At 73.2% G+C, this 16,238-nt stretch carries 14 protein-coding genes and 1 tRNA gene; 10 read left to right on the top strand and 5 right to left on the bottom strand.

Annotation, left to right across the window (positions count from 1 at the left end; translation table 11 throughout):
* The coding region (locus ACFWXO_RS14895; protein WP_380524277.1) for an AMP-binding protein at positions 1 to 1,307 on the bottom strand (1,307 nt) is incomplete at its 3' end.
* Positions 1,308 to 1,510: 203 nt separating this feature from the next.
* On the opposite strand from ACFWXO_RS14895, the gene ACFWXO_RS14890 reads away from it, so the two are divergent.
* The 4 genes from ACFWXO_RS14890 to efeU all read left to right on the top strand — a co-directional run bounded on the left by ACFWXO_RS14890 (position 1,511) and on the right by efeU (position 5,934).
* Complete coding sequence (locus ACFWXO_RS14890) at positions 1,511 to 2,326, top strand: ABC transporter ATP-binding protein (RefSeq protein ID WP_380524275.1); 816 nt, start codon at positions 1,511 to 1,513, stop codon at positions 2,324 to 2,326.
* A 141-nt stretch (positions 2,327 to 2,467) separates the two neighbouring features.
* Entirely contained in the window at positions 2,468 to 3,616 is a 1,149-nt protein-coding gene (gene efeO, locus ACFWXO_RS14885) for an iron uptake system protein EfeO (protein ID WP_380524273.1), read from the top strand.
* Positions 3,617 to 3,761: 145 nt separating this feature from the next.
* The gene (gene efeB / locus ACFWXO_RS14880) at positions 3,762 to 5,066 is read left to right on the top strand and encodes an iron uptake transporter deferrochelatase/peroxidase subunit (RefSeq protein ID WP_380524271.1); all 1,305 of its coding nucleotides are present in this window, start codon (positions 3,762 to 3,764) and stop codon (positions 5,064 to 5,066) included.
* 34 nt (positions 5,067 to 5,100) lie between these two features.
* On the top strand, positions 5,101 to 5,934 hold the full coding sequence (gene efeU / locus ACFWXO_RS14875; RefSeq protein WP_380524269.1) for an iron uptake transporter permease EfeU: 834 nt from the start codon (positions 5,101 to 5,103) through the stop codon (positions 5,932 to 5,934).
* A 305-nt stretch (positions 5,935 to 6,239) separates the two neighbouring features.
* On the opposite strand, the gene ACFWXO_RS14870 is transcribed toward efeU, so the two are convergent.
* A complete protein-coding gene (locus tag ACFWXO_RS14870) occupies positions 6,240 to 8,822 on the bottom strand; it encodes an ABC transporter permease (protein WP_380524267.1) in 2,583 nt (860 codons plus the stop codon).
* Positions 8,823 to 8,881: 59 nt separating this feature from the next.
* Complete coding sequence (locus tag ACFWXO_RS14865) at positions 8,882 to 9,694, bottom strand: ABC transporter ATP-binding protein (RefSeq protein ID WP_380524265.1); 813 nt, start codon at positions 9,692 to 9,694, stop codon at positions 8,882 to 8,884.
* Positions 9,695 to 9,951: 257 nt separating this feature from the next.
* Between ACFWXO_RS14865 and ACFWXO_RS14860 the strand changes: the two genes are divergently transcribed.
* From ACFWXO_RS14860 to ACFWXO_RS14845, 4 genes are all read left to right on the top strand, one after another.
* A tRNA-Leu gene (locus ACFWXO_RS14860) sits at positions 9,952 to 10,033 on the top strand.
* Between the two features lie 142 nt (positions 10,034 to 10,175).
* The gene (locus ACFWXO_RS14855; RefSeq protein WP_375884525.1) at positions 10,176 to 11,042 is read left to right on the top strand and encodes a Bax inhibitor-1/YccA family protein; all 867 of its coding nucleotides are present in this window, start codon (positions 10,176 to 10,178) and stop codon (positions 11,040 to 11,042) included.
* Between the two features lie 294 nt (positions 11,043 to 11,336).
* Positions 11,337 to 11,630: a hypothetical protein gene (locus tag ACFWXO_RS14850; protein WP_375894208.1), complete on the top strand. Its 294-nt coding sequence runs from the start codon at positions 11,337 to 11,339 to the stop codon at positions 11,628 to 11,630.
* Positions 11,631 to 11,714: 84 nt separating this feature from the next.
* On the top strand, positions 11,715 to 12,131 hold the full coding sequence (locus ACFWXO_RS14845) for a hypothetical protein (protein ID WP_380524262.1): 417 nt from the start codon (positions 11,715 to 11,717) through the stop codon (positions 12,129 to 12,131).
* 34 nt (positions 12,132 to 12,165) lie between these two features.
* On the opposite strand, the gene ACFWXO_RS14840 is transcribed toward ACFWXO_RS14845, so the two are convergent.
* Both ACFWXO_RS14840 and ACFWXO_RS14835 read right to left on the bottom strand, forming a co-directional pair.
* Positions 12,166 to 13,725 carry a glycerol-3-phosphate dehydrogenase/oxidase gene (locus ACFWXO_RS14840; RefSeq protein ID WP_380524260.1) on the bottom strand — a complete coding sequence of 520 codons (1,560 nt, stop codon included), beginning with the start codon at positions 13,723 to 13,725 and terminating at the stop codon, positions 12,166 to 12,168.
* Positions 13,722 to 14,384 carry a TetR/AcrR family transcriptional regulator gene (locus tag ACFWXO_RS14835; protein WP_380524258.1) on the bottom strand — a complete coding sequence of 221 codons (663 nt, stop codon included), beginning with the start codon at positions 14,382 to 14,384 and terminating at the stop codon, positions 13,722 to 13,724. The genes ACFWXO_RS14840 and ACFWXO_RS14835 overlap by 4 nt, the downstream gene beginning before the upstream one ends.
* A gap of 20 nt (positions 14,385 to 14,404) precedes the next feature.
* Here ACFWXO_RS14835 and ACFWXO_RS14830 point away from each other — a divergent pair, with 20 nt between their 5' ends.
* Positions 14,405 to 16,027, top strand: a complete 1,623-nt coding sequence (locus ACFWXO_RS14830) for an FAD-binding oxidoreductase (RefSeq protein WP_380524256.1) — start codon at positions 14,405 to 14,407, stop codon at positions 16,025 to 16,027.
* The coding region (locus tag ACFWXO_RS14825) for a diacylglycerol kinase family protein (protein ID WP_380524254.1) at positions 16,024 to 16,238 on the top strand (215 nt) is incomplete at its 3' end. The genes ACFWXO_RS14830 and ACFWXO_RS14825, both read left to right, overlap by 4 nt.

Below are 16,238 nucleotides of genomic sequence, written 5' to 3'. Positions count from 1 at the left end.
ACCGTGGTCGGCCGGTCCGCGCCGAGCGGTCCGACCACGGTGGTGGCCCGGCCGACGAACTCCAGGACGCCGTCCTCCCGCAGCACCCCGAGGTCGCCGGTCAGCAGCACCCGACCGTCCGGATCGAACCTCGCCCGGATGAAGCGGCGGGCGGTGTCCACCGGCCGGCCCAGGTAGCCGCGGGTCAGGCCGGAGCCGGCGACGGCGATCTCGCCGACCCGCCCGGGCGGCACCGGGGTGGCCCGGGGGCCGAGCACGTACACCCGGGTGCCGGGGAAGGGCCGGCCGACCAGCGAGACCCGCTCCGCGCCGGGGGCCGCGGCCGCGCCGCGCACCTCGAACCAGGTGCTGTCGACGGTGGCCTCGGCCAGGCCGTAGACGTTCAGCACCCTGGTGCCCTCGCCGAGCAGCCGTTGCAGCGCCAACTGCTCGTCCAGGTACCACTTCTCGGCGCCGACGGTGAGCAGCCGTACTCCCGGCAGCCCGGCGCGGGTCACGGACAGCAGGTCGGTGAGCCGACGCGCGGTGCGGACGTTCAGCTCCATGACCGTGATCCGCTCCTCCGCGACCAGCGCGGGCAGCGCGGCGAGGTCGGCGGTGCGGTCCAGCGTGAGGTTGAACGGGGTGACCACCAGGGTGGCGCCGGTGCCCAGCGCGCGCACCCAGTCGGCGGTGAAGACGTCGAACTCCAGGCTGGCCGTCTGCAGGATCCGGTCCTCGGGCGTCAGCCCGTACACCTCGCGCCAACCCGCGTACGCGGCCAGCAGGTTGCGGTGCTCGACCAGCGCGCCGGTGGGCAGGCCGGTGGAGCCGGAGGTGTAGAACACGCAGGCGAGGTCGCCGGGGGTGACCTCCGGCCGCTCGAACCCTCCGTCCGGCCGCTCGAACCCGCCGTCCGGCTGGTCCTGGTCGTCGACGCAGACCACCTCGGCGCCGTCCGCGTCCGCGAGCCGGACCAGGTGGCGCCGCTCGGTGACCACCAGGCGGGGCGCGGCGTCGGTCAGCACGTGCCGCAGCAGTGCGTCGGGCGCGGTCGGCTCCAGCGGCACGAAGGCGGCGCCCGCCTTGAGTACCGCGAGCAGCGCCACGTACACCTCGGTGCCCCGGCCCAGCGCGACCGCCGCCAGGCCGCCGGGGGCCAGCCCGCGCCCCACCAGTACGGCCGCCAACCGGTCCGCCCGGGCGTCCAGTTCCCCGTACGTCAGCTCCGCCTCGCCGCAGCGCACCGCCACCGCCCCCGGCGCCCGGCGGGCCTGCCGCTCGACCAGAGCGTGCAGACTGCCCGGCCGTTCCTCGTCCGCCACCATCACGCCTCCCCCTCGCCCCCACGGAAGAGCACCATGTTCCTCCCAACTCCTCCCGCACGACAGGGTTCTGGACGGTTCACTCCTCGGACGGCCCGGCTCGGCCCCGGCCGACGGTTGTACGGTGCACACGGACGGTCGGCGCCGGGCCGGTCGGGTACGGCGCCCCGCCCCCCTGACCGGCACCACGATCGGAGAATCGCCCCATGGCCCCGTCCTTCGACGGCCCGCTGCTGCGCACCCAGGACGTCGACGTCGTGCGCGACGGCCGGCACCTGCTGCGCGGCATCACCCTGGAGATCCGGCCCGGCGAGCACTGGGCACTGCTCGGCCCCAACGGGGCGGGCAAGTCCACCCTGCTCGCCCTGCTCGGCGCGGTCTCCCACCCCACCCGCGGCACGGTGGACGTGCTCGGCCGCCGGCTCGGCCGGGTCGACATCCGCGAGCTGCGCGCCCACCTCGGGCACGTCAACCCGCGCCACCCGCTGCGCTCGCCGCTCAGCGTGCGCGAGGTGGTGCTCACCGGCCACACCAACACCATCGAGCCGGAGTGGCACCGCAAGCCCGCCCCCGAGGCGGTGGAGCGGGCCGAGCAGCTGATCGAGACCCTCGGCATGGCCGCGATGGCGGAGGCCCCGTGGACCACGCTCTCCCAGGGCGAGCGCGGCCGGGCCCTGATCGCCCGCGCGCTGATGCCCAGCCCCCGCCTGCTGCTGCTCGACGAGCCCGCCACCGGCCTCGACCTGACCGCCCGCGAGCTGCTGCTGGACAGCCTGGACCTGCTGCGCCACCAGCACCCCGAACTGGCCAGCGTGCTGGTCACCCACCACCTGGAGGAGCTGCCGGAGAGCACCACTCACGCGCTGCTGCTGCGTGAGGGCGAGTGCCTGGCGGCCGGTCCGGTGGACGAGGTGATGACCACGGAGCTGATCAGCGCGACCTTCGGCCACCCGATCCGGATCAGCCGCCAGGACGGCCGCTGGACGGCCCGCGCCGCCGCCCGCCGCGCGCCGGGGAGGTAACGGTTCGGGCAGGGCAGGGGGCCGGGTATGGACGGTAAAGACTTCTTACGTAAGGTATGCCTTAGCTAATCAGGAGGCACCGGCCCGGCCGGCGCTTTACCCGGCCTTGGCACCCCCATGCCCTTTTCCGTTGGAGCCCCCATGTCCGCCCGCCGCCGTTCCACCGCAGCCGCGCTGCTCAGCCTCGCCGTGGCCACCGCCGCCCTGGCCGGCTGCGCGTCGAAGAAGGACGACAAGGCGGGCGGCTCGGACGCGGTCAAGGTCAACGCCACCGACACCGCCTGCGAGGTCTCGAAGACCAGCTTCCCGGCCGGTCACGTGGTGATCGACATCAGCAACAAGGGCTCCAAGACCACCGAGGTGTACGTCTACGCCGCCGGCGACAAGATCGTCACCGAGCGGGAGAACATCGGCCCCGGGACCAAGGCCAGCATCAACGCCGAGATCAAGGCCGGCAGCTACGAGGTCGCCTGCAAGCCCGGCATGGTCGGCGACGGCATCCGCCAGAAGATCACCGTGACCGGCGACAGCGGCAGCGCCGCCCCCGCCGACCCGCGCCTGGCCGCCGCCGTCGACGCCTACCGCAAGTACGCCCAGGAGCAGGCCGACGCCACCGTCCCGGCCGTCGAGGCCTTCGCCGCCGCGATCAAGGGCGGCGACCTGGAGAAGGCCAAGTCGCTGTACGCCCCCTCGCGCACCGGCTGGGAGCGCACCGAGCCGGTCGCCGAGAGCTTCGGCGACGTCGACCCCAAGACCGACACCCGTGAGGACAAGCTGGAGCAGGGCCAGGCCTGGACCGGCTGGCACCGGCTGGAGAAGGCCCTCTGGGCCGACGCCAGGATCGGCGACGAGGAGAAGACCCTCGCCGACCAGCTGGTCGCCGACCTCAAGGACTGGCAGAAGAAGATCCCCGAGGCGGAGATCACCGCGACCAGCATGGCCAACGGCGCCAAGGAACTGCTCGACGAGGTCGCCACCAACAAGATCACCGGTGAGGAGGACCGCTACAGCCACACCGACCTCGCGGACTTCCAGGCCAACGTCGAGGGTGCCCAGAAGGCCTACGAGCTGTTGAAGCCGGTCGCCGCCGAGAAGAACCCGGAGCTGTCGAAGACCCTCGACTCCGAGTTCACCGCCATCAACGCCCTGCTCGCCAAGTACAAGCAGGCCGACGGCACCTTCACCCCGTACGACAAGGTCACCGAGGCCGAGCGCAAGACCTTCTCCGACGCGGTCAACTCGCTGGGCGAGCCGCTGTCGAAGCTGGCCGCCGCCGTCGTCGTCAAGTAGCCGACCGCCGAACCGGGTTCGGCCGTCACCGCAGCTCCGTAGTTCCGCAGGCCAGCAAGCCGGTAGGCCAGCGGTTCCGCAGGTCAGCAGTTCCGTAGTTCCGCAGGTCAGTAGTTCAGCAAGAGTGAGAAGGGCCCGCCCGCCGATGGACGCCGAGAACGAGCAGCAGCAGGGCGCTCCGGCCGCTGCCGCCACCGCCAACCCGGGCGCGGTCAGCCGCCGCGCCGTCATCGGCTGGGCCGGCGCGGGCGTCGCGCTCGGCGCCGCGGCCGTCGGGTCGGTCGCGGCGGCGAGCCGCCAGGACGACGACCCCGTCCCGGCGGCCGCTGCGACGGTCGCCGCGGAGGTCCCGTTCTACGGCGACCACCAGGCGGGCATCGCCACCCCCGTCCAGGACCGGCTGCACTTCGCGGCCTTCGACGTCTCCGAGAAGGCCACCCGGGAGTCCCTGGTCAAGCTGCTCAAGGAGTGGACCAAGGCGGCCGCCGCGATGACCGGCGGCCGCGAGGTCGGCACCGGCGCCGTCCCGGCCTCCGCCGAGGCCCCGCCGGACGACACCGGGGAGGCCCTCGGCCTGCCCGCCTCCCGGCTCACCCTCACCATCGGCTTCGGCCCCGGCCTGTTCGAGAAGGACGGCGTCGACCGCTTCGGCCTCAAGGCCCAGCGACCCGAGGCCCTGATCGAGCTGCCCACCTTCAAGGGCGACAAGCTCGACCCGCTGCGCAGCGGCGCCGACCTGTGCGTCCAGGCCTGCGCCGACGACCCGCAGGTCGCGGTGCACGCGATCCGCAACCTGGCCCGGATCGGCATGGGCACCGTCAACATCCGCTGGTCCCAGCTCGGCTTCGGCAAGACCTCCTCGACCACCCCGGACCAGCAGACCCCGCGCAACCTGATGGGGTTCAAGGACGGCACCCACAACATCGCGGGCAGCGACGGCGCCAACCTCGCCGAGCACGTCTGGGCCGCCCCCGGCGACGGCCCGGAGTGGATGACCGGCGGCTCCTACCTGGTCGCCCGGCGGATCCGGATGCACATCGAGACCTGGGACCGCGCCCCGCTCAAGGACCAGGAGGACACCTTCGGCCGCACCAAGGGCGAGGGCGCCCCGTACGGCAAGGCCAAGGAGCACGACGCCCCCGACCTCAAGGCGATGCCCGCGACCTCCCACGTCGCCCTGGCCCACCCGGACGCCAACAACGGCCTGATGATCCTGCGCCGCGGCTTCTCCTTCACCGACGGCACCGACGGCCTCGGCCGCCTGGACGCCGGACTGTTCTTCCTCGCCTACCAGCGCGACACCCGCAAGGCCTTCGTCCCGCTCCAGCAGCGGCTCGCGGCCACGGACAAGCTCAACGAGTACATCCAGCACGTCGGCTCCGCCCACTTCGCCTGCCCGGCGGGTGTCCGCAAGCCGGGGGAGTGGTGGGGTCAGGCCCTCTTCGGCTGAGCCTTCCCACCTCCAACACCTCTAGGAGTCAGCCGTGTTCGGCAACTACCTGATCGGCCTGCGCGAAGGCCTCGAAGCCAGCCTGGTCGTCTGCATCCTGATCGCGTACCTGGTCAAGACCGACCGCCGGGACAAGCTGCCGCCGGTGTGGCTCGGCGTCACCGCGGCCGTGGTGCTCTCCATGGTCTTCGGCGCGGTCCTCCAGTTCGGTTCCTCGCAGCTCACCTTCGAGGCCCAGGAGGCGCTCGGCGGCTCGCTGTCGATCATCTCGGTCGGGCTGGTGACCTGGATGGTGTTCTGGATGCGGCGCACCGCCCGGCACCTCAAGACCGAGCTGCACGGCAAGTTGGACGCGGCGATCGCGATGGGCACCACGGCGCTGGTGGTCACCTCCTTCCTGGCGGTGGGCCGCGAGGGCCTGGAGACCGCGCTGTTCATCTGGTCCGCGGTGCAGGCCACCGACGACGGCTGGAACCCGCTGGTCGGCGCCGCGCTCGGCCTGCTCACCTCGGTGGTCCTCGGCTGGCTGTTCTACCGCGGCGCGTTGAAGATCAACCTGGCCAAGTTCTTCACCTGGACCGGCGCGATGCTGGTCGTGGTCGCGGCCGGCGTCCTCGCCTACGGCGTCCACGACCTCCAGGAGGCCGGCTGGCTGCCCGGCCTGCACGCCACGGCCTTCGACATCTCCAGCACCATCCCCAAGGACAGCTGGTACGGCACCCTGCTCAAGGGCGTGTTCAACTTCCAGCCGGACCCGACGGTGCTCCAGCTGGTCGTCTGGCTGGCGTACCTGCTGCCCACGCTGGCCGTGTTCTTCAACCTGTTCGGGAACCGGGCGAAGCCCGTCACGGCCAAGCCGACCGCCTGACCCCCGGCCGTTGAGCGCACGCCGCACCGCAGAACTCACCGCACCGCCCCGCCCGCCACCCCGCCGGGCGGGGCGCTGTCGTTCCGGCGCGGTGCCCCGTGCCCCGTGCTCCGGGTTCGGAGTCACACCCCCACCCCGCCCCGCGATGCCGGTCCCCGGCACGAGACGCAGGGGGCGAGCTGCGAGGACGCGACGTACGGACGCGACGTAGAGACAAGGGGCGGGCACCCGGGCAGGCGCGAGGAGCAAGGCCGGAGCCCCGGACGGTTGTGACCGTCCGGGGCTCCGTGGGTGGCGGGGTGGGGCTACTGGCTCTTGATCGCGTCCAGGATGTCCAGCTTCGCCGCCCGGTAGGCCGGCCAGAGCGCGGCCAGCAGGCCGATCACGGCGGCCGCGAGCAGGAAGCCGCCGATCTGCAGCGGCGGCACCACGGTGCTGATGCCCTTGAGGTCGCCGGCCATCGTGCGGACGACCGCCCAGGCGGACAGGATGCCCAGGCCGACCCCGACCAGGCCGCCGAACAGCGCGATCAGCAGGGACTCCAGCCGGACCATCCGGCGGATGCCGAGCCGGTCCAGGCCGATCGCCCGCAGCATGCCGATCTCCCGGCGGCGCTCGAACACCGACATCGCCATGGTGTTGACGACGCCGAGGACGGCGATCACCACGGACATGCCGAGCAGCCCGTACATCAGGTTCAGGATGCTGTCGACGGTCTTCCTGCTCTCCGACTTGATGTCCTTGTCGCCCTTGACGGCGATCAGCGGGTTGCCGCCGGTGGCGTCCCGGAGCGACTGCTTGAGCTGCTCGGTCGCGCCGTTCGTGCCCTTGACGAGGATCTTGTCCAGGCCGGAGCCCGGCTTGGCGTGCGGGCCGACCACGGCCTCGGGCGCGATCAGGCTGGCCAGCGCGGTGTTGGCCTCCAGGACGCCGCCGACGGTGAGCGCGCCCTTGGTGCCGTCCGGGTAGGTGACGGCGAGGGTGTCGCCGAGCTTGTAGCCGGCGCGCTCGCTGCGGCCGGAACTGACCAGCAGCTTGCCCTGCTTGAGGGCGTCCGCGGAGCCCTCCTTGATCTTGACGGTGGCGAGCTGGTCGATGGTGGCCGCGTCGACCGCGGTCAGCCACTCCTGGTTCCCGTCCTCCTCGCCCTGGCCCTTGGCCTGGCCGACGGTGACGGGGAGCCCGCGCTCGGTGCTCATCACGCTGACGCCGGGCGTCCTGGCGACCTGGGCGGCGACGTCGTCGGAGAGCTTCGAGCCGTTCTGCATGGCGACGGTGTAGTCGGCCTTGATGTCGCTGTCCGCGGAGTTGTCCACGGCCTTGTTCACCGAGGCGCCGATCACGGTCAGGGAGGTGATCAGGGTGACGCCGATGGTCAGCGCCGAGGCGGTGGCCGCGGTGCGGCGCGGGTTGCGGACGGCGTTCTCCTGGGCGAGCTTGCCCGGGGTGCCGTAGACGGCGCGCAGCACGGGGGCGAGCAGCGCGATCAGCGGTCGGGACAGCAGCGGGGTCAGCACGAACACGCCGAGCAGCAGCGCGGCCGCGCCGAGGCCGACCAGCTTGACCTCCTTGCCGCTGACGCCGGCGGCCAGCGAGCCCAGTCCGGCGACCGAGAACAGCAGCCCGATGGTGTTGCGGACCACCAGGCTCTTCTGGGTGGCGGGCTGCTCGGTGGCGCTCATCGCCGCCACGGGTGCGATCCGGGAGGCCCGGCGGGCGGGCAGCCAGGCGGCCACCAGGGTGACCAGCACGCCGGTCGCGAGCGAGGTCAGGACGGTGAGCGGGGCGACCAGCAGCGGGCCGTCCGGCAGGTTGGCGTCCATCGGGCCGTTGAGCAGCGCCTTGATGCCGAGGGCGATGCCGATGCCGGCCAGCAGGCCGCCGACCGAGGCGGTGAGGCCGACCAGGACGGCCTCGATCTTCACCGAGCGGGTGATCTGCCGACGCGTGGCGCCGACGGCGCGCAGCAGCGCCAGTTCCCGGGTGCGCTGGGCGACCAGCATGGAGAAGGTGTTGGCGATGATGAAGACGCCGACGAACAGCGCGATGCCGGCGAAGCCCAGGAAGAAGGTGTTCAGGACCTTGGTGAGCTTGCCGATCATCTTGTCCTGCTCGGCGGCCAGTTCGCGGCCGGTCTTGGCCTCGATGTTGTCGGCCTGGGGGAGCACCTGCTTGACGGCGGTGAGCAGGGCGGCGTCGCCGGTGCCCGGCTTGGCCTTGACGTCCAGCTCCGCGAAGCGGCCGGGGCTCAGGTAGAGCGACTGGGCGGTGGCGGTGTCGAAGGCGGCCAGCGAGCCGCCGGCGATCACCCGCGGGTCGTTGGTGTGCAGGGTGCCGGTGAGCTTGAGCTGCATCACCGGCCCGTTGACGGCGACCCGGACGGTGTCGCCGACCTTGTAGCCGCCCTTCTCGGCGGTCTTGGTGTCCAACGCGATCTCGGTGGCGTCCTTGGGGCCGCGGCCCTCGACCAGCGGGTAGCGCGGGTCGGTGCCGTCGGCGCCCGGCACGTAGTTGGTGCCGGTGGTGGAGAAGCCGTTGCCGATCAGCGCGCCCTTCTTGTCCGCGATGCCGGCGAAGCCGCTGACGACGCCGCGGGCCTCGGCGGTGCCGGGCAGGGCGGCGACCTTCTTCCGGGTCTCCTCGGTGAGGTTGGGGGTGTCGGCGGCGATCGCGCCGACGTCGTAGCCGTTGCTGACGGCCGCGTCGTCGCTGACCGTGACGGCGATGTCGGCGTAGCTCTTGGAGTTCTGGCTCCGGAGGGCCTGGCCCATGGTGTCGGTGAAGATGAGCGTGCCGGCGACGAAGGCGGTGCCGAGCATGACGGCGAGCATCGTCATCAGCAGGCGGCCCTTGTGGGCCAGTACGTTGCGCAGTGCGGTGCGGAACATGGGGGAGCGTCAGTCCTGGGGGTACTCGGGGGCAGGTGGGCTCGGACGTGCGAACGGGCTCAGCTGGTGCGGCCCTTGGCGTCGAAGCGGCGCATGCGGTCCAGGACGGTGTCGGCGGTGGGGTTGTGGAGTTCGTCGACGATCTTGCCGTCGGCGAGGAAGACGACGCGGTCGGCGTAGGCGGCGGCGACGGGGTCGTGGGTGACCATGACGACGGTCTGGCCGAGTTCGCGTACGGAGTTGCGCAGGAAGGAGAGGATCTCGGCGCCGGAGCGGGAGTCGAGGTTGCCGGTGGGTTCGTCGGCGAAGATGATGTCGGGCTTTCCGGCGAGGGCGCGGGCGCAGGCGACGCGCTGCTGCTGGCCGCCGGAGAGCTGGGAGGGGCGGTGGCTGAGGCGGCCGGAGAGGCCGACGGTGTCGACGACGCGGTCGAGCCAGGCCCGGTCGGCCTTGCGGCCGGCGATGTCCATGGGGAGGGTGATGTTCTCCAGGGCGGTCAGGGTGGGGAGCAGGTTGAAGGCCTGGAAGATGAAGCCGATGTGGTCGCGGCGCAGCTGGGTGAGCTGCCTGTCCTTGAGGCCGACGAGTTCGGTGTCGCCGATGGTGGTGGAGCCGGAGGAGACGGTGTCCAGGCCGGCCATGCAGTGCATGAGGGTGGACTTGCCGGAGCCGGAGGGGCCCATGATGGCGGTGTACTCGCCCTGGGGGAAGGTGACGCTGACGTTGTCCAGGGCGACGACCCGGGTCTCCCCCTCCCCGTAGACCTTGTTCAGGCCGGTGGCGCGGGCGGCCGCCAGGCCGGTACGGACGGCGGTTGCGGTCGACGTGGTCACGGGGGTGCTCCTCGGGGGTTCGCGGATTCGTACCTCCATGCTCCGCGACGTGATCATGGTTCGGCGTCGACCCCTCGAACGGTTGGCCCGACCACCGCTGGGCGTACGGGCGGTGCCGGACCCTCCTCCTGGGGTATGACGGGAACCCTGAGGACGGTGCGGTGGCCGGAATCACCGTGCTTCGTGGCCGAATCTCGAACTGTTCGTCAGATGGCAAGGAAACATGACAACTTCCCGGGCTGGGAACATGCGAAAGGGTGAGCCGGGCGACTAGTCTCAGGGGTGGTTCGCAGGACGCCCGGATGGTGGAACGCAGACACGGGCAGCTTAAAACTGCTTGGCCGCGAGGCCGTGCCGGTTCGAGTCCGGCTCCGGGCACCGCAACGACCCGCGGGGGCGCCTCCGGCGTCCCCGCCGGGAGTCGTTCACCGGATCCTCCTCGCGGCGTATCCCGGAATTTTTGCCAAGCCATTACCCTGGTACCTGGGCGGTGCAGTGCCGCCACGGAGGGAATGTGCACATGAGAAGCAGCAACCCGGTCTTCTCGCGGGAGGGTTCTTTCACCCGCGAGCCCGGTTACGCGGGGTTCGGTGGCACCGCGCAGGCCGGGGGCCAGCACGGCAACCCGTACGCGGGCACGCCCTACGCCCAGCCGCAGGGGCAGGGCCCGCTGACGGACGAGCAGCTCTACCAGATGTACAACGGGCCGTCGGCCGGCCCGGCGGCCACCGGGCGGATGACGCTCGACGACGTGGTCGCCCGCACGGCGATGACGCTGCTCACCCTGGTCGCCGCCGGTGCGGTGGCCTGGTTCACGCTGCCGTTCGAGAACTTCGGCTTCGCGATCGGCGCCAGCCTGGTGGCCATGGTCGTCGGCCTGGTGGTCTCGTTCAAGAACAGCGTCAGCCCGCCGCTGATCCTGACCTACGCGGCCCTCCAGGGCTTCGCCATGGGCGCCGTCTCGCACGCCTTCAACACCATGCTGAACGGCATCGTGATCCAGGCGGTGCTGGGCACGGCGGCGGTCTTCGCGGCGATGCTGTTCGCCTACAAGAGCGGCCGGATCCGGGTCACCGCGCGCTACCAGCGGATCGGCCTGGCGATCGCCCTGGGCTTCGTGCTGCTGATGCTGGTCAACGTCATCGCGATGGCCTTCGGCGCCGACATGGGCCTGCGCTCCGGCCCGCTGGGCATCGTGGTCGGCCTGATCGGCATCGGCCTGGGCGCCTTCTTCCTGTCGCTGGACTTCGCGTCGATCGAGGAGGCCATCGCCCAGGGCGCCCCGCAGCGCGAGTCCTGGCGGGCCGCCTTCGGGCTCACCCTGTCGCTGGTCTGGATCTACATGGAGATGCTGCGACTGATCGCGATCCTGCGCGGCGACGACTGACGCACCCCCGGTCCTCGCCACCCACTGCCGCCGGGCCCCGGAGCATTCTCTGCTCCGGGGCCCGGCGGCGTTCAGGCCTGTCTCCCGGGTTCCTGCCGGGTCCGCGACGCCGGGGCACGCACCTCGCCGCGTTGTCGTCAGTCGCCAATGCTCCGCAGTGGCTCCCTCCTCCGCCTTGCGATGCACGCACCCCAACGCCGCGGCCTGACCCGGCAGAATCCAAGAGACAGGCCCTAGACTGGCGGTGGATCCCCTTGGCCGTCCCCGTTCCGAGGCCCCTCGCGGGAGGTTTCCATGCGCCAGCGGTACAGCTTCCACCTCGACCGGGACGGACACTCGGTCACCGTCAACGTCCGCTCCGGCTGGATCACCGAGACCGAACTGCTGGTGGACGGCAAGGAGTGCGCCTTCCACCGCACCCACGGCCACGGCGGCTACCCGCTGACGCTGTCCGGGCAACTCGCCGAGGAACCGCCGCGGCCCCTGGCCGTCCGACTGGACCGGACGGGCCGGGCGGAGCACCCGCTGGCCTGCGTGCTGGAGTTGGCGGGCGCCGAACACCCGATGCCGGAGCACACCGCGCGCTGATCCGGCCCACAAGGGGCATGTGCGGAGGAATGCCGTGGAACACTACAATCCCCCGTCCACCGCCGCCCGCCCGAAGGCCTCCCGATGACCTCCCCCACCGCCCCCGCCGCCCCCGACGCCTTCGACGGGCTGCTGCGCGAGGTGATGGCCGGCGCCGAACGCTTCGGCCACCCGCAGCACGTCCGGCTCACCTGGCTCGCCGTCCGCCGGCACGGCGCCGCCGCCGCGCTCGACCTGGTCGGCGAGGGCATCCGCCGCACCGCCACGAAGGCCGGGGCGCCGCAGAGGTTCCACGTCACCATGACCAGGGCCTGGGTCGAGCTGGTGGCCCGCCACGCCGAGGGCGGCGCGGCCGACTTCAAGGAGTTCTGCGCGCACCACCCCGAGCTGCTCGACCGTGATCTGCTCGCCCGCCACTACCGACCGGAGACCCTGGCCGGCGACCGGGCCCGCACCGCCTGGGTCGAGCCGGACCTCGCTCCCTTCCCCCAGGGCGGCTGAACGCCCAGCGCGTCCCCGACACCCCGCTGCCCCGCTACTCCCCGGCGGCGAGTTCCCCGACGATCTCCTCGACCGCCTTCCGGGCCCGTTCGGCGTCCTCCGCCACCAGCCCGATCCTGGTCCGCCGGTGCAGCACGTCGGCGGCGTCCAGCGCGCCCTCGTGGGTGACCGCGTACGCGATCTCGGCGCGGGTCACGTCGAGGCCCTCCGCCACCGGCGCCGACTCCCCCGCCGCCATGACCTCGTGGGACAGTCCGCCGTGCCGGGCGACCAGCGAGGCGGGCACCCCCTGGATCGGCAGCGGGCGGCTGTCCCGGTGGCCGGGGGCGCCGACCAGCGGCAGCCGGGCCGTCCAGCAGGTGCGGGCGGGCAGGCCGCGCAGCCGGACGGCGGTGTCCACCGCGTCCTCGGCCATCCGCCGGTAGGTGGTGAGCTTGCCGCCGACCACGGTGATCACCCCGGACGGGGACTCCAGCACCGCGTGCTCCCGGGAGATGTCGGCGGTGTTCCCGCCCCCGGTGTCGATCAGCGGGCGCAGCCCGGCGTAGGCGCCGCGTACGTCCGCCCTGGTCAGCGCGGTGGCGAGGGCCGCGTTGACGGTGTCGAGGAGGAAGTCCAGCTCGGCCTCGGTGGGCTGCGGCTCGTCCGGGACCGGGCCCGGGGCGTCCTCGTCGGTCAGGCCGACGGCGACCCGGCCGAGCTGCTGCGGCAGCGCGAAGACGAAGCGGCTGGTGGAGCCGGGCACCGGCACGGTGAGCGCGGCCACCGGGTACCCGAGGGTCGCGGCGTCCACCAGCAGGTGGGTGCCCCGGCTGGGGCGCAGCTTGATCGAGGTGTCCACCTCGCCGGCCCAGACCCCGGTGGCGTTGACCACCGCGCCCGCGGTGACGGTCACCGACTGACCGCTGAGCGCGTCGACCAGCTCGGCGGAGGTCCCGGTGACGGACTCGGCCCGCACCCGGGTCAGCACGCTCGCCCCGTACTGCGCGGCGGTGCGCGCCAGCGCGACCACCAGCCGGGCGTCGTCGACGAGTTGGCCGTCATTGGCGACCAGCGCGCCGCGCAGGCCGTCGGTCCGCACGCCCGGCACCAGCTGCCTGGTCCGGGCCGCGTCGATCCGGCGGACCCGGGGCAGCAGGGCGCCCGGGGTCCCGGCGCTCAGCCGCAGCGCGTCCCCGGCGTGGAAGCCCGCGCGGATCAGCGCGGCCTGGCCCGGGCGCAGCAGGTCCGGGAGCAGCGGCACCAGTTGGGGCAGCGCGCGGACCAGGTGCGGGGCGGTGCGGGTCATCAGCACGCCGCGCTCGACGGCGCTCTCCCGGGCGACCTTGACCCGCCCGGAGGCGAGGTAGCGCAGGCCGCCGTGCACCAGCTTGGAGCTCCAGCGGCTGGTCCCGAAGGCCAGGTCGCGGGCCTCGACGAGGACGGTCCGCAGGCCGCGGGCGGCGGCGTCCAGCGCCACCCCGGCGCCGGTCACCCCGCCGCCGATCACCAGCAGGTCGATCCGCGGGTCGGCGGCGAGCGCGTCGAGTTCGTGCGTCCGTCGGACGCCGTTGAGCTGGGCGGTGCCGGCGAAGCGGTCGGCCTTGGAGGTCATGGCGCGAGGTATCCGTTCAGCGCTCTGGCCAGTTCGCGCCGCCAGGCCGCCTCGGGCAGCAGGGAGGCGACCATGCGGTGCGACTGGACGGTGGACTGGGCGATCAGCAGGACCATGGCGGCCAGCTCGGTCGGCTCCCCGGCCCGGACCGAACCGTCGGCCTGGCCGAGGGCGATGCCGGTGCGCAGCGCCTCCAGCAGGCCGCGCTGGCTCTCGCCGAGCCGCTCCACCACGTACTGGAGCAGCAGGTCGGAGTCGTCGGAGTGGAGCAGGGCGCCGAGCACGGGGTGGTCGCGCAGCCGGACGGCGACCTCGACCACCTGGTCCACGAAGGCCTCGCGGCCCATGAAGGCCTCCCGGTCCGCGGAGGTCTCCCGGTCCACGGCGGTCCCGCGGTCCCCCGGGGTCCCCCGGTCGGGTACGCCCAGCGAGGTGCTCTCCAGGGTGGCCATGATCTCGCGGGTGAGCAGCGCCCCGATCACCGCCTGGACGTCCGGCCAGCGCCGGTAGACGGTCGGGCGGCTGACCCCGGCGCGGCGCGCGATCTCGGCCAGCTGGGTGCGGCGGACGCCGAGGTGCACGACCAGGTCGGCGGCGGCGTCCAGGATCGCGTCATCGGTACTGCGCGGCGCTCCGGCCGTGGCGTTACTACTTGACATGATGTGTGAAACTGTAACGCATGGCACCTGAGACGCAAGCGGGAGCGGCCGCAGCCGCGCTGCCGCTCCCCCCGATGAAGTGGAACGCCTGGGGCGACCCGGCCCTCGCCAAGGAGCTGTCCGCGGACATCAAGGGACTGCTCGCCGCCGCCCTCGGCGTCACCGGCGACGCCGCCCCCGGGCCGAGCGCCGCCGAGGTCGTGCTGCGCCCCACCCGGGCCACCGCCGAGGACGTCGCGGCGCTCGCCGCAGCCGTCGGCGCGGAGCACGTCAGCACTGCCGACGCCGACCGGCTGCCCCGGGCCGGCGGCAAGTCCACCCCCGACCTGCTGCGCCGCCGCAGCCGCGCCGAGCAGGACGCGCCCGACGCCGTCCTGCTGCCCGGCAGCGAGCAGGAGATCGCCGCCGTCCTCGCCGTCTGCGCCGAGCGCCGCCTCGCCGTCGTCCCGTTCGGCGGCGGCACCAGCGTGGTCGGCGGGCTCGACCCCGAGCGCGGCGGCCTGCGGGCCGTCGTCTCCCTCGACCTGCGCCGCCTCGACCGGCTCCTCGACCTGGACGAGACCTCCGGCGAGGCCGTGCTCGGCGCCGGCCTCACCGGCCCCGCCGCCGAGGCCCTGCTCGCCGAGCGCGGCTGGGAGCTCGGCCACTACCCGCAGAGCTTCCGGTACGCCACCATCGGCGGCTTCGCCGCCACCCGCTCCTCCGGCCAGGACTCGGCCGGCCACGGGCGCTTCGACGACATGGTCCGCGGCCTGCGCGTGGTCACCCCCAGCGGGACGCTCGACCTCGGCCGCGCCCCCGCCTCCGCCGCGGGCCCCGACCTGCGCCAGCTCTTCCTCGGCTCCGAGGGCACCCTCGGCGTCATCACCGCCGTGCGCCTGCGCGTGCACCCGCTGCCCGCCGTCAAGGCGTACGAGGCGTGGAGCTTCCCCGACTTCGCCACCGGGGCGGCGGCGCTGCGCGCCGTCGAGCAGCAGGGCACCGGCCCCACCGTGATCCGGCTCTCCGACGAGGCCGAGACCATGATCAACCTCGCCCTCACGGAGCAGATCGGCGGCGCCCCCGCCGTCAGCGGCTGCCTCGCCGTCACCGTCTTCGAGGGCACCGCCGAACAGGTCGCCGCCCGGCACGACCTCACCCGCGCCGTCCTGCTCGCCGCCGGTGGCACCTCGCTCGGCGAAGCGCCCGCCCAGGCCTGGGAGCACGGCCGGTTCAACGCGCCCTACCTGCGCGACTCGCTGCTCAACGCCGGCGCGCTCTGCGAGACCCTGGAGACGGCCACCGACTGGAGCCGGCTCGCCGGCCTGCGCGCCGCCGTCACCGAGGCCCTCACCACCGCCCTGCCCGGCTCGCTCGTGCTGTGCCACATCTCGCACGTCTACCCGACCGGCGCCTCGCTCTACTTCACCGTCGTCGCCGCCCTCGGCGAGGACCCGCTCACCCGCTGGGGCGCCGCCAAGCAGGCCGCCGGCGACGCCATCCTCGGCGCGGGCGGCACCATCACCCACCACCACGCGGTCGGCGCCGACCACCGGCCCTGGATGACCGACGAGATCGGCGACCTCGGCGTGCGCGTCCTGCGCGCCGTCAAGGCCGAACTCGACCCGGCGGGCATCCTCAACCCCGGCAAGCTGATCCCGTGACCGCGCCGAGAACCGTCATCCGCAGGGTCACCGTTCTCACCAACCCGGCGGCGGGCACCGGCCACGCCGAACCCGCCGCCCACCGGGCCGTCGCCCGGCTGCGCGCCCTCGGCATCGAGGTCGAACCGCAGGCCGGGCGCTCCGCCGACGACGCCGTGCGCCTCGCCCGCGAGGCGGCGGCCGCCGGGGCCGCCGCCGGGTGCCGCAACAG

It is taken from the genome of Kitasatospora sp. NPDC059088 (assembly GCF_042738155.1).
In the GTDB taxonomy this organism is placed as follows: domain Bacteria; phylum Actinomycetota; class Actinomycetes; order Streptomycetales; family Streptomycetaceae; genus Kitasatospora.
Note: the sequence above shows the minus strand (reverse complement) of the source record. Positions and strands in the feature narration are given on the sequence as shown.